The following is a 12,246-nucleotide window of genomic DNA, read 5'->3' as shown; positions in this document are numbered from 1 at the left end:
TGCACAGTAACGTGCAAGTTAAGCAAGGCCTGGATGCCTCACCTCACTTGCGGCTGAAGCCCGCCGCAGCCGCCTCCTGCTTCTCGGGCGGGAGGGCGTAGCGCATCACACCCGCCGCCGACATGCGGCGCCCGCGTTCCTCGGCGTCGCGCATGAGCTCCGGGAAGGCGGCGCGCAACGGCTCGAGATACTTGTGGTGGTAGACGAAGGCTGGAGCGTCGTACATGCCCGACTTCTTGCGCATCTCGTGGGCCGCACCGGCGAGGATGCCCGCGCGCTCGGCATGGCCCCTGAGCGCTGCGATCGCGCACAGACCCTCAATCCCGTACGCGGCGCCCTCCAGGTGGCCGAGTGTGGCAGACACGTAGGCGGCGTCGGCAAACGCCGGCTCGGCCTCGTCCGGCCTGTTCTGGAACAGCAGCAGCCGCGCGACGTGGTGTTCCGTGATCGTGACGGCGAAGGCGTCCCCCGTGCGCTGAGACACCTCCGCGCCGCGGCGGTAGTGATCGAGCGCTGCGTCGTTGTCCCCGTCGAGCATGTCGAGGCGTCCCATCGTGACCCATGCGACGGCCTCGCCCCATCCGTCATCGAGGCTCCTGAAGAGTTCGATCGCCTGCTCGAGTTCGGTCCGGGCGTCGGCACGGTCGGCATTCGGGATCTGCGCACGTGTCATGGCCGTGCATCCGAGCGCGACGGCCGTGGCATCCGCTTCGCCGCATGCCTCGAAGACCGCTCGCACCTGTTCGAATCCCTCGACGACGCTCGCATCGGGGTCTTGCCACATGCGCATCCAGAGCACGTAGAACCGGGCGATGGCTGCGGTGCGGTCCGTCAGTTCCGCCCCGGAGTCGAGAATCTCCTTCATCCAGATGCGTACCTCGCCGAAGAACCCGCCGATCCACCAGAACACGAGCAGGTTCCAGGCGAAATCGGCGGCATCGTCGAATTGCCCCGTGTAGACCAGGTGTCGCACGGCGGACCGGAGGTTCGACCGTTCGCGCTCCAGCCGGGTGAGCGCGGCCACCTGACCTGAACCCTTCAGCTGCGGGCCAAGCGTACGGGCGAGCTCCAGGTAGTGCGTCGCGTGCGCCGTGCGCATGGTCGCCTCGCCGCCGGACTCGTGGAGCTTCTCCAGCGCGTACTCCCGCACGGTGGCCAGCATCGAGTACGACGGCTGCCCCTCCGCGTCGTGCTGACGCACGAGGGAGCTGTCGATCAGGGCGTCCAGCTCCTCCAGCTCTGCCCCTTCCCACGCCCGGCCCTTGCCGAGCGCCTCAACGGCGTCGAGGGTGAACTGCAACGAGAAAACGGAGAGGTCGAAGAGCAGCGCCCGATCGCGTTCGCCTAGCAGGTTGGTACTCCACTCGATGGTGCTGCGCAGGGTTCGCTGGCGCTCCGGCGCGTCTCGGGGCGCCGCGACGAGGAGCGGCAGTTGCCTGTCCAGTCGCTCGAGCATGCTTTGAGGCGTGAGCACGCGCATGCGTGCGGCGGCCAGCTCGATTGCGAGCGGCAGGCCCTGCAGCGTCTCGCAGATGCGCGAGATGGTGTCGGCGTTGGAGTCGTCGAGCACGAAGTCGGGTTGCACCGCGGATGCCCGCGCCACGAAGAGCCGCACGGCCTCCGACTCGAGCGCCGATTCGACCGTGGCCTCGACGCTCTCATCGGGCACCCCGAGCCCCTGCAGCTCGTAGACGCGCTCTCCTCGCACGCGGAGCACAGACCGGCTCGTCACGAGGAAGGAGGCTGACGGTGCGATCGAGTACAGGTGCACAAGGGTGGGCCCGGCGCCGATGATCTGCTCGAAGTTGTCGAGCGCGATCAGCATGCGTTTGCCCGCGAGGGCGATGGAGAGGCGCTCCTCGACGGACACCTCGCCTGTGTCGCGCACGCCGAGCGCGTAGGCGATGGTGGAGAGGAGCAGGCTGGGTTCGAACACGTTCTCCAGCGGCACGAAGTATGCCCCGTCCGCGAAGTCGTGGCGGGCGCGCTCGAGCACCTCGAGTGCGAGCCGGCTCTTGCCCACACCGCCAGGCCCGACGATCGTGAGCAAGCGGTCGGAGCCGGCGTGGAGCATCCTGGCGATCTCTGCCACCTCCCGTTCACGCCCGACGATCGGCGTGTATGCGGGAGGAAGGGGGCGAGCTGCGTCCAGCGGCGCCGGCTTCGGCTGAGTATCACGCGCAGTTTCGCCGTCGCCTTCGTGGCGTGCGCCCGGATGCCTGCCGCGGCTGTCGTCGAAGCGCTCGGCCAGCAGGGTGGCCAGGTCTGCCGCGATCAGTTCCGCGAGCTGCTCGTCCGAATCGAACGACACATAGGCGGCGTTGTCGTCGGAGCGGATGCGATCGATCAGGTGAAGCAGGCGTTCGTCGCGTTTGTCAGACGACTTGATGTAGATGAGCTTGGGCATCTCGGGCGGCGCGAGGTTGTACTCGTCCTCCAGCCCCGACACCTCTTCGCCGGGTGCGATCCAGCCGTACCGCTCCCAGTACAGCCCGACGAAGACGTCACTCTGTTCCAGGTAGGCCCGGTACAGCGATCTCGGCGGGTGAGGGCGTGCGCCGAGCTCGAACATCACGGGGGCCAGACGCAGGCGTTCGATGGCCGAACGCGCGGCTCTGCGCTCGGACTCCAGTTCGCGGAGCGTTGAACTCACGAAAACACGTAGCCGCTGATCGGGTGTGCGGATGGCTCCGCGCGCGGTCGCCATGTCCCATTGTGCGTCGCGAGGATTCGCGCGGCACCTCCCCATTTGCGGGCCGGTGCGAATCCGCGTCGTCTCGCGTGAGGCCTCAGCTCCGGGCCGTGACTAGCTCAGGCCTGCGACTAGTTCAGGGCTGCGAGGGATTCAGGAGGAGACCTGCCGCCGCGCGATCGCGACCAGGTCGGCCGCCGCAGGATGCAGGGCCGCGGCATCCGTCCACACCGCGTGCAGCGTGCGCACGAGCTCCAGCCCCGAGAGGGGGACTTCGACGAGCTCCCCACTTCGCACGGCGGACGCCACGGCCAGCTCGCTGAGCACGGCGGGACCCGCCCCGCTGACCACCGCAACGCGAACGGCGGCGTTGCTCGACAGCTCGAGCACGGGATCTGCGCGCCGGTAGCCGGCCAAAGCGTCATCGAGGGTGTTCCGCGTGCCCGAGCCGGGCTCCCTGGTAACGAGGTGCGTGGCCGCCAGCTCGGCCGCGCCGAGCGGACGCCTGCGCTTGGCCCACGGATGCTCGGGCGCCACGACTACGACCAGCCGGTCGTGCGAAACCGCGATGCGCCGCAACGTGCGAGGCACCCGAGGGGACTCGACGAACCCCACCGCCGCTCGCCCGGAGCCGACGAGATCGAACACCTCGCTGGAGTTCTGCACGAGCAGCCCGACATCGAGCGAAGGATGCTCGCGCCGCAACCGGGTGAGCCACACGGGAATGAGGTATTCGGCAACGGTGAGGCTCGCCGCAACCGTGAGGTGCGAGTTGCGATCCCGCCGCAGCGCCGCGATCGCGGTGTGCAGCGCCCTGGCATCGTCGAGCACGGCGCTCGCCCAGTCCACCACCACGTCGCCCTCGGCGGTCAGGTGCGATCCGCGCGGCGATCGTTCGAGCAGCCGCACGCCGAGGCTCTTCTCCCATGCAGCGATGGCCCTGGATGCGTTGGGCTGCGCCATTCCGACCGCTCGCGCCGCTGCACTCAGGCTCCCGTGCTCGGAGACGGCGACCAGCAGCTCGAGCACCGCGAGATCGGGCCAACGGTCGTTGCGCCTGGCATCGGTGCCGGCGTGTGCACCGGCATCCTCATCCCTGACTGCTGGCATATCGGAATGATATGCCCTCATGCCGATCCGGCGGCTACCGATCGCCCCGGCTCGATCTCAGGCTGGAATCGTGACCAGTACCGCGCCCATCGAGCATCCCCCCAATGCATCGCGCACCTCTGCGCTGTGGCACGGCACTCTTCGGCTTGCGCCTGGGCTTGCTCTGTGTGCGGTGGCGGTCGCGATAGCGCTCGCCGTTGCATCCGTCGTGCCTGTGCTGAGTGCGACGCTCATGGCGATCGTGCTCGGCGTGCTTGTGCGCAACACGGTGCCCGTGCCCTCTGTGATGGAGGCGGGACTGGCGTTCGCCGCCAAGAAGCTGCTGCGCCTCGGCATCGTACTGCTCGGGCTCCAGCTCGTGCTCGGCGACATCCTCGGACTCGGGTGGGGCGTCATCCTGCTCGTGGTCGCCATCGTCGGCATCGGCTTCTCCGGCACGCTGCTGATCGGGAAATGGCTCGGCGTGCCATACGCCCAGCGCATGCTGATCGCCGGCGGGTTCTCCATCTGCGGTGCCGCGGCGGTTGCGGCAGTGGACGGCGTCATCCAGACGGACAAAGACGAGGAGGTCGTGACCGCTGTAGCGCTCGTCGTGGTGTTCGGAACGCTCATGATCCCGTTCGTTCCGTTCGCGAGCTCGCTTCTCGGATTCTCCAGCGGTGAAGCCGGGCTGTGGGCGGGCGCTTCGACGCACGAGGTCGCCCAGGTCGTGGCTGCCGGGGGCGTCATCGGCGGCGGAGCGCTCGCCGTTGCCGTGATCGTCAAGCTCGCCAGGGTGCTCCTGCTCGCACCCGTCATGGCTGTCGTCGGCGTGGCGCACCGGCGCCGCACGGGGGCGGATGCCTCCGGCAAGCGGCCGCCGCTTGTCCCGCTCTTCGTGCTCGCGTTCGTGGCCATGGTCGTGCTGCGCTCGGTGGGCATCGTTCCCGTTCCCGTGCTCGATGTCGCCAAGACTGCGCAGGGCGCGGTGCTGGCGGCAGCGATGTTCGCGCTGGGTGCCGGGGTGGACATCCGCAAGCTCGTGAGGGTGGGCGGCCGCCCCCTGCTGCTGGCCTTGCTCGCGACGATCCTGGTCGCCGGCGTCGGCCTGACGGGTGTGCTCATCCTCCGCTGAGCGACTCAGACCGAGTGCTTCGTGGCGTCTAGCCGAGTCGTGCGCGGGTCTTCGCGAGTGTTCCCGGCGGTGCATGGCAGCCGAACTACCATGGCCGTATGAGCGCCGACACCCCGGCTGCGCTGCCGGAAGACCAGCCTGTGATCCGCCTCGAAGCCGAGCGGGACGTGGTCGTCGAGCTGCTCGACGCGGGCGGCGAGCCCGAGGTTCTCAAGCTCGTCGTTGCACGGTATCCGCGCTCCAGCCTGGCCTGGGCGAAGCTCGCGGATGCCACGTTCGACCCGGATGCGCCGCTCCAGTCCTACGCATACGCGCGCGTCGGCTACTACCGCGCAATCGAGGCGCTGGAGGCCGCCGGCTGGAGGGGCCACGGCTCCATTCCGTGGTCTCACTCGCCGAACCGAGGCGTGCTCCGCTCGTTCTACGCACTGCGTCGTGCAGCGGATGCCATCCGTGAGGCCGACGAGGTGGCGCGCCTCACCGAGCTGCTCACCGAGGCCGATCCGACGGCGGCCACCGAGATCGAATCGGCGCGCACCGCGCCGATTCCGGTGCACAACCCGGCTCCCCCGACCGAGTCCATCGTCATCCGCGGCGAGGACTAGGGGTTCTCCGGGCCGCGGCTCGGTTGCGGCCGGACCGCGGAATTCGCGCTGCCGACCGGGCGTCACGAGGGTTACCGCATGGCCCCCTCAGAGCGTCGTGTCTCTGGGCCCCGGTAGGCTGGGACAGGCCGCGGTTTCGAGAGCCCGACACGCTCCTCAAGGCGGCGGCTGTGCCGGCGCCGAACACAGCACTCCGCCATGCCAACTGCGGCGCGCCGGGCGGGGAGCGGCGCGCAAAAGAAGCAGTGCGGCGCGCGAATGAACACAGGGAGTACGAATGCCCGCAATAGTCATCGTCGGTGCCCAGTGGGGTGACGAAGGCAAAGGCAAAGCCACCGACCTTCTGGGCGACCGTATCGACTACGTCGTCAAGTTCAACGGCGGAAACAACGCAGGGCACACGGTCGTCATCGGCGACGAGAAGTACGCGCTGCACCTGCTGCCGTCCGGCATCCTTACCGACGGCGTCACCCCTGTGATCGGCAACGGTGTCGTCGTCGATCTCGAGGTGCTGTGCGAGGAGCTCGACGGGCTCATCGCCCGTGGTGTGGATGTCTCGCGCCTGGTGATCTCGTCGAACGCGCACATCATCACGCAGTACCACCGCACTCTCGACCGGGTAACGGAGCGCTTCCTCGGCAAGCGTCAGATCGGTACGACGGGGCGTGGAATCGGGCCGACGTATGCCGACAAGATCAACCGCGTAGGCATCCGCGTGCAGGATCTCTTCGACGAGGGCATCCTTCGCCAGAAGGTGGAGGGCGCGCTCGATCAGAAGAACCACCTGCTCGTGAAGGTGTACAACAGGCGTGCGATCACGGTCGACGAGGTCGTCGACGACCTGCTCTCGTACGCCGACCGGGTGCGGCCCATGGTGGCCGACACATCGCTGCTGCTGAACCGTGCGCTCGATGACGGCAAGCAGGTGCTGTTCGAGGCGGGTCAGGCGACGATGCTGGATGTCGATCACGGCACCTATCCGTTCGTCACCTCGTCGTCGTCGACGGCCGGCGGCGCTGCCACGGGTTCCGGCGTGGGACCCGGCCGCATCGACCGGGTGATCGCGATCGTGAAGTCGTACACGACTCGAGTGGGCGCGGGGCCGTTCCCGACCGAGCTGGACGACGACATGGGCGAGTGGCTTCGTCAGCGCGGGGCCGAGTTCGGCACGACCACCGGACGTCCGCGACGCACCGGCTGGTACGACGCCCCGATCGCCAGGTACGCGACGCGTGTGAACGGTGTCACAGACTTCGTGCTCACGAAGCTGGACACGCTCACAGGGCTTGAGCGCATCCCGGTGTGCGTCGCCTACGACGTCGACGGTGTGCGTCATGACGAGGTGCCTTCATCCCAGACCGACTTCCACCACGCGGTGCCGATCTACGAAGAGTTCCCCGGCTGGAACGAGGACATCCAGGGCGTGCGGGAGTTCGACGACCTGCCGCCGAATGCGCAGCAGTATGTGCTCGCCCTCGAGCGGATGAGCGGCGCCCGCTTCTCGGCGATCGGCGTCGGACCCGCACGTGACGCGATCGTCGTGCGGCACGACCTGCTCGAGGAGTAGGGGATTCTGGGTCGAGAACACGGACGACGGGTCGAGCTCTCAGCTAGAGGCTGGAACGCGATGTGAGGATTGCGCGGTGAATCCGAGACTGCGTGCGTGGCCGTTCTTCGCGGCCGCGCTGTGCCTGCTCGCAGGTTTCGTGGCCGTTTATGTCTTCTTCGTGCGCACCTACGCCGGGCAGGTCGTGGACGAGCGCGCGTTCAATGGTGCGGAGAACCAGCACAACGCGGTGGCGACGTTCTCCGAGCACTTTCTCGACGTCGTGCCGCTGATCTCGCTCGGTGCAGGCATCCTTCTGACGCTCGCTCTCGGCGTCGCCACACGTCGATGGGCGCAACTCGTCGTTGCCGTGGTGGTCGCGGGCGTCGCCTGCGGCCTGGCCGAACTCTCGAAGTACGTCTTGCTCACCCGCCCGGAGACCGGCGCGACAGACCCGTTCGGCAACTCATTCCCCTCCGGGCATACGACGGTGGCCGCGGCAGCGGCGTTCGCCGTGTTCCTGGTGGCGACCCCGCGCTGGCGTCTGGTCGCGGCGCTCTGTGGCGGTGCGTTCGCGGTGCTGACCGGCATCCTCGCCCTGGTGAGTCAGTGGCATCGTCCGAGCGATGTGGTCGCCGGCCTCATCCTGGTGGCCATCTGCGGATGCCTGGGCGGCGCGGTTCTCGCGCTGCTCGGCGTCCAGGCTGAGCGTGTTCGCGCGCGTGCGCTGCGCTGGCTCTGGTGGATCGCGGTCGGCGGGGCCGTCGTGTCGGCTGCCGCGTTCGTGCTGGTGTACGCAACGGTCTCGGAGCACGGCAGCCATCTCGAGATCGCGTACGTCGGGGGCATCTGCGCCGTGCTCGCGGTCGGTGCAGCCCTCACCGCCGCCGGAGCGCGACTGTTCCGTCGCGTGGGGTGAGAGTCAGGCGACGTAGCGCGATGACGGACGGATGATCTTCGGATCGCGCGCCTGCTCCAGCGCGTGCGCCGTCCATCCCACGGTGCGTGCCATGGCGAATGTCGGCGTGAACATCTCGCGAGGGATGCCGCACTGCTCGAGCACCACCGCGGCGTAGAACTCCACGTTGGTGTGCAGGTCCCTGCCGGGCTTGTACTCGGCGAGCAGCCGCTCGGCGGCCTGTTCGTACTCGACCGCGAGCTCGACACGAGACCCCCCGAACTCCAGCGCGATTTCGCGCAGCAGACGGGAGCGCGGGTCGCTGGTTCGGTAGACCGCGTGCCCGAACCCCATGAGCCGACGCCCGGCGGAGAGTTCGCCGCGCAGGAACGACTCGATGCGGTCGGGCGTGCCCACGGCATCCAGAGCGTCGAGCGCCCTGCTCGGGGCGCCGCCGTGCAGCGGGCCGGAGAGGGCGCCGAGGGCTCCGACGATGCAGGACGACATGTCGGCACCCGTCGAGGCGATGACCCTGGCCGTGAACGTCGACGCGTTGAACCCGTGGTCGAGCGTGGCGATGAGGTAGGCGCTGAGCGCGCGAACCGCCCGCTCGTCCGGTTCGCGTCCCGTGACGCGCAGCAGGTACTCGGCGACGACCCCGCGGTTCGCGGGCGTGCCGGTGTGCAGGCGGTTGGCGGCCGCGGCCGCGGCCGGTTCGCCGGTCGATCGGCCTGCCGCCTCTTGGCTGCGACGGAACGCGGCGAGGATGCCCGGCGCGGCAGCCGCCACGGCGAGCGCCTCCTCGATCCGTCCGTCTTCATCGAGGTCGTACAACGACTCGGCCCCGCGCGCTGCGGCGAGCACCGGCAACGTCGCCTGCAGGCCCCGGAGCGGATCGATCGGCGTGCGCGCGATGAACTCGTGCACGGAGTCGGGCAGTGTGCGCAGGGGCGCAATGCGGGCGCGGAAGCCGGCAGCGGCATCCTCATCGGGAAGCGTGCCGAGCACGAGCAGGTGCCAGGCGCGCTCGAAGTCGCCGGTCTTGGCGAGCTCGACGGCGTCGTGTCCGCGGTAGTGGTAGCGGCCCTCGTTGCCCAGCACGTCGCCTATCGAGGTCTCTGCGACGACGACCCCGGCGAGTCCGCGCGGGGCGTCGATGGTGGCGGTCGCACGACTTTTCGCGGTGGGCGCCGCTGCGCTGGTCGTGGTTTCTGCGGTGATGGACATGGCCGATCTCCTTCGTGATCATTTCAGGGTGCGACTTGATCTAGCATCCGTCAATGTTGATCGAATCAATATGATGGGCGCATGGATGCGCCTCTCCCTCGTCTCAGCGCCGCGCAGGCCGCCGCACGCCTCGGTGTTCGTCAACAGACGCTCTACGCCTACGTGTCGCGGGGGTTGCTCTCACGCGAGCGGAATGCGCAGGGCTCGACCTTCGACGCCCTCGAGCTGGAGCAGTTCGCCAGCTCCCGTCGGCGGAGTGGGCCCCGGACAACGGATGCTGCGCCCGCCGGCTCCCCGCTCATGGTGCTCGATACCGACATCGCGCTTGTGGAAGACGGCGAGCTGTACTTCCGCGGAGTTCCGGCCGCCGAGCTGGCTCTTGGCCATCGATACGAGTCGGTGGCGCGCTGGCTGTGGGGCGAGCCGCTCGCGGAGCGCGCGAGCGGATTCGGGGGCGATCCCGAGGCGGTTGCCGCGGCACGAACAGCCGTTGCCGCTCTCGGGAGTGGGGCGACGCCGCTGGATCGCATCCAGGTTGCTGTTCCCGTGCTCGGAGCGGTGGATCCGACACGGCACGACCTCGCCCCGTCATCGGTGCGGATCGTTGCCGAGCGGCTGATCGGCGGAGTGGTGGCGGCGTTGGCGCCGAGCGGTGCCGACGCCGCTCCGCTGTCGCCCCGCGCCGCCGACGCCGCTCCGCTGTCGCCCCGCGCCGCCGACGCCGCTCCGCTGTCGCCCCGCGCCACCGACGCCGCTCCGCTGTCGCAAAGTGCGGGTCCGGGCAGGCGACACCCGCACTTTGCGACAGCGGAACCTTCGGCGGACTCCGCGGGTACCCCGGTGGAGGGCGACTCACCCATCGCCGACGCGGTCTGGACCGCCTTTACCGGGCTGCCCCCTACGGACGCAGAGTTTCGTGCGCTGAACGCCGCGCTCGTGCTGCTCGTCGACCACGACCTCGCCGTGTCGACGCTGGCCGCGCGTGCCGCGGCATCCGCTCGCGCTACGCCGTACGCCGTGGTGTCCAGCGGCCTCGGCGCCCTCGATTCGGCACTGCACGGCAACGCGAGCCGCGCGGCGTGCGAGCTCATCGGCATGATGTTCGACGGAGAGGATGCCCGCACCGCGCTCGCTCGGACGGTCGCGCGCACCGCCCGCCCGGCCCCTGGCTTCGGGCACGCCGCCTACTCGGGAGTCGACCCGCGCGCGGGCATCCTGTTGCCGCTCGTGGCCGAGCTGCCGGACGGCCGGCGCGTGTTGGATGCCGTCGACCGGCTCACGGGCGAGGTGCTGGCTCGCACCGGGCGGCATCCCAATGTGGATCTCGCACTCGCGGCGTTGACCACGGCCGCGCGCATGCCGCCCGATGCAGGCGCCGCGATCTTCGCCGTCGGCCGCATGGCGGGCTGGATCGCGCACGCGCTCGACGAATACGCGCAGCGTCCGCTGAGGCTGCGGCCGAGGGGCCGGTACGTCGGACCGATGGCCGGATCTCCACCCGAGTAGCGACCGGCCCCGAGTGAGGTCAAGGGCTCCCGGGCAGATCGCCGTCGTAGTTAGAACAAGAGCATGTCTCGCCCTGGTGAACTGAATGAGGATGCCGTAGCAGAGGCCGCAGCCATCGCCCGCGTCGCCCAGCGCAGACCGCTGAAGGTGGCCTGCGCCGAATCGCTCACCAGTGGAGCCATCGCGAGCCACCTCGGAGCCGCCGAATCGTCGTCGCAGTGGTTCGTGGGCGGTGTGGTCGCCTACTCGAAGCAGATGAAATACGACGTGCTCGGGGTCGACCGGGGACCCGTCGTCACAGCCAGCTGTGCCGCACAGATGGCGGAGGGAGTTGCGCGGCTGACGGGCGCCGACCTGACCGTCGCCGTCACGGGCGAGGGCGGGCCGCAGCCCTCGGAGGATGCGCCGGTCGGCACGGTGTTCGTCGCCCTGCACCACGGCGACAAGCGAGAGGTGCGGGAGTTCCACTTCGACGGCGATCCGAGCACGATCGTCTACGCGACGACGCTGCAGAGTCTACGGATGCTCCGCGAGGCCGCCGAACGGTAGTGCGGCGGGCGGATGCTGCCGATGCTTGGTTGCGCTCATGGAGCCGGCCGAGCTTTCGCCGCCTCGCGCCACGACGGCGTGGGGCGGCACCGGCCTGATCGTGGGCGCACTGATCGACGCGGGCTCGCATATCCCAGCATTCCCTCCCCGTCGTCGGGTGCTACTACGGGTTGCTCGCGGTCGTACCGATGCTGCCGCTCTTCGCGTGGCCCCCGCTCTTCGCGTGGCCCCCGCTCATCGGAGCGTACTTCGCGATCGGCTGGCTCTCGCCGGCTCCGCTGCTCGTCACAGGTGCTTCGTACGTGCTGCATGCGCGGTCCGCCGCGATCCGACAGCGGTTGCAGGCGATCAACAGCAAGTGGTGAGCGGCGGACTTCGTGGTTTCGAACGCCGGCAGAGGGTCAGTCCGCTCAGAGCAATCCGAGTCGCTCCAACTCGGCGCTGAGGGCCGGGGCGTTCCGAAAGAGATGGGTATGCATACCGACGAGTGCCGCGCCTTCGACCTTCTCGGCTGAGTCGTCCGTGAAGAAGGTTGCGCTCGGCTGCATGGAAAGTGCGTCGAGTACGTAGCGGAACGTGAAGCGGCTTGGCTTTGCATGTCCGATCTCTGCCGAGTTGAAGACGTGGTCGACGTGTCGAACTAGGTCGAGGTCCGTCAACTCCTGCGGGATCGTATCCGTGCCGTTCGTCAGTATCGCCACAGTAGTGCCGCGCTGTCGGAGCTGGTCGATAATCCTGATCATCGCGGGGTCGACGTGCGAGGGCTGTCGTCCCCAGGCATCCGCAGCCGGGGGAACACCGACCTGGATTCCGATGCGTTGAATCCAATCGGCTCGAGAGATGCGGCCGGTCACCACCTGCTCGAGGAGCCTGGGTTCGAATGCCGCCCGGTTGAGAGCCCCGCGCTCAAGTCCGTATTGCACCTCGATGAAACCCACATAGTCCGGATCGAAGTGACGGACGACGCCATCGAGATCGAAGATCGTCGCGCGGATCACG

At 68.8% G+C, this 12,246-nt stretch carries 11 protein-coding genes; 7 read left to right on the top strand and 4 right to left on the bottom strand.

Features of this window, described 5'->3' with window-relative positions; translation table 11 throughout:
• Positions 1–43: 43 nt before the first annotated feature.
• Together ACO2Q7_RS09460 and ACO2Q7_RS09455 are read right to left on the bottom strand one after the other, a co-directional pair.
• Complete coding sequence (locus ACO2Q7_RS09460; protein ID WP_423355358.1) at positions 44–2,707, bottom strand: DUF4062 domain-containing protein; 2,664 nt, start codon at positions 2,705–2,707, stop codon at positions 44–46.
• A gap of 138 nt (positions 2,708–2,845) precedes the next feature.
• Positions 2,846–3,802 carry a LysR family transcriptional regulator gene (locus tag ACO2Q7_RS09455; protein ID WP_423355357.1) on the bottom strand — a complete coding sequence of 319 codons (957 nt, stop codon included), beginning with the start codon at positions 3,800–3,802 and terminating at the stop codon, positions 2,846–2,848.
• Between the two features lie 70 nt (positions 3,803–3,872).
• Between ACO2Q7_RS09455 and ACO2Q7_RS09450 the strand changes: the two genes are divergently transcribed.
• The 4 genes from ACO2Q7_RS09450 (at position 3,873) to ACO2Q7_RS09435 (ending at position 7,986) form a co-directional block, all read left to right on the top strand.
• On the top strand, positions 3,873–4,916 hold the full coding sequence (locus ACO2Q7_RS09450; protein ID WP_423355356.1) for a YeiH family protein: 1,044 nt from the start codon (positions 3,873–3,875) through the stop codon (positions 4,914–4,916).
• A 98-nt stretch (positions 4,917–5,014) separates the two neighbouring features.
• The gene (locus tag ACO2Q7_RS09445) at positions 5,015–5,521 is read left to right on the top strand and encodes a DUF3151 domain-containing protein (RefSeq protein ID WP_423355355.1); all 507 of its coding nucleotides are present in this window, start codon (positions 5,015–5,017) and stop codon (positions 5,519–5,521) included.
• A 277-nt stretch (positions 5,522–5,798) separates the two neighbouring features.
• Positions 5,799–7,088, top strand: coding sequence for an adenylosuccinate synthase (locus tag ACO2Q7_RS09440; RefSeq protein ID WP_423355354.1), 1,290 nt, complete (start codon positions 5,799–5,801; stop codon positions 7,086–7,088).
• Positions 7,089–7,164: 76 nt separating this feature from the next.
• Positions 7,165–7,986, top strand: coding sequence for a phosphatase PAP2 family protein (locus tag ACO2Q7_RS09435; protein WP_423355353.1), 822 nt, complete (start codon positions 7,165–7,167; stop codon positions 7,984–7,986).
• A gap of 3 nt (positions 7,987–7,989) precedes the next feature.
• On the opposite strand, the gene ACO2Q7_RS09430 is transcribed toward ACO2Q7_RS09435, so the two are convergent.
• The gene (locus ACO2Q7_RS09430) at positions 7,990–9,192 is read right to left on the bottom strand and encodes a citrate/2-methylcitrate synthase (protein WP_423355352.1); all 1,203 of its coding nucleotides are present in this window, start codon (positions 9,190–9,192) and stop codon (positions 7,990–7,992) included.
• Between the two features lie 81 nt (positions 9,193–9,273).
• Here ACO2Q7_RS09430 and ACO2Q7_RS09425 point away from each other — a divergent pair, with 81 nt between their 5' ends.
• From ACO2Q7_RS09425 to ACO2Q7_RS09415, 3 genes are all read left to right on the top strand, one after another.
• A complete protein-coding gene (locus ACO2Q7_RS09425; RefSeq protein WP_423355351.1) occupies positions 9,274–10,698 on the top strand; it encodes a citrate/2-methylcitrate synthase in 1,425 nt (474 codons plus the stop codon).
• A gap of 63 nt (positions 10,699–10,761) precedes the next feature.
• A complete protein-coding gene (locus ACO2Q7_RS09420) occupies positions 10,762–11,247 on the top strand; it encodes a CinA family protein (protein ID WP_423355350.1) in 486 nt (161 codons plus the stop codon).
• A gap of 188 nt (positions 11,248–11,435) precedes the next feature.
• Positions 11,436–11,612 (top strand): hypothetical protein, encoded by a 177-nt coding sequence (locus ACO2Q7_RS09415; protein ID WP_423355349.1) that lies wholly within the window; start codon positions 11,436–11,438, stop codon positions 11,610–11,612.
• Between the two features lie 45 nt (positions 11,613–11,657).
• Here the strand turns inward: ACO2Q7_RS09415 and ACO2Q7_RS09410 are convergent, their stop codons facing one another.
• The gene (locus ACO2Q7_RS09410; protein ID WP_423355348.1) at positions 11,658–12,245 is read right to left on the bottom strand and encodes an HAD family hydrolase; all 588 of its coding nucleotides are present in this window, start codon (positions 12,243–12,245) and stop codon (positions 11,658–11,660) included.
• Position 12,246 lies beyond the last annotated feature (1 nt).

It is taken from the genome of Rathayibacter sp. KR2-224 (assembly GCF_049446075.1).
In the GTDB taxonomy this organism is placed as follows: domain Bacteria; phylum Actinomycetota; class Actinomycetes; order Actinomycetales; family Microbacteriaceae; genus Humibacter.
Note: the sequence above shows the minus strand (reverse complement) of the source record. Positions and strands in the feature narration are given on the sequence as shown.

Excerpts from the sequence above, each read along its gene's own strand:
- ACO2Q7_RS09460 (WP_423355358.1), bottom strand. The coding sequence starts at position 2,707 with ATGGCGACCGCGCGCGGAGCCATCCGCACACCCGATCAGCGGCTACGT.
- ACO2Q7_RS09455 (WP_423355357.1), bottom strand. The coding sequence starts at position 3,802 with ATGCCAGCAGTCAGGGATGAGGATGCCGGTGCACACGCCGGCACCGAT.
- ACO2Q7_RS09445 (WP_423355355.1), top strand. The coding sequence starts at position 5,015 with ATGAGCGCCGACACCCCGGCTGCGCTGCCGGAAGACCAGCCTGTGATC.
- ACO2Q7_RS09440 (WP_423355354.1), top strand. The coding sequence starts at position 5,799 with ATGCCCGCAATAGTCATCGTCGGTGCCCAGTGGGGTGACGAAGGCAAA.
- ACO2Q7_RS09430 (WP_423355352.1), bottom strand. The coding sequence starts at position 9,192 with ATGTCCATCACCGCAGAAACCACGACCAGCGCAGCGGCGCCCACCGCG.
- ACO2Q7_RS09425 (WP_423355351.1), top strand. The coding sequence starts at position 9,274 with ATGGATGCGCCTCTCCCTCGTCTCAGCGCCGCGCAGGCCGCCGCACGC.
- ACO2Q7_RS09420 (WP_423355350.1), top strand. The coding sequence starts at position 10,762 with ATGTCTCGCCCTGGTGAACTGAATGAGGATGCCGTAGCAGAGGCCGCA.
- ACO2Q7_RS09415 (WP_423355349.1), top strand. The coding sequence starts at position 11,436 with ATGCTGCCGCTCTTCGCGTGGCCCCCGCTCTTCGCGTGGCCCCCGCTC.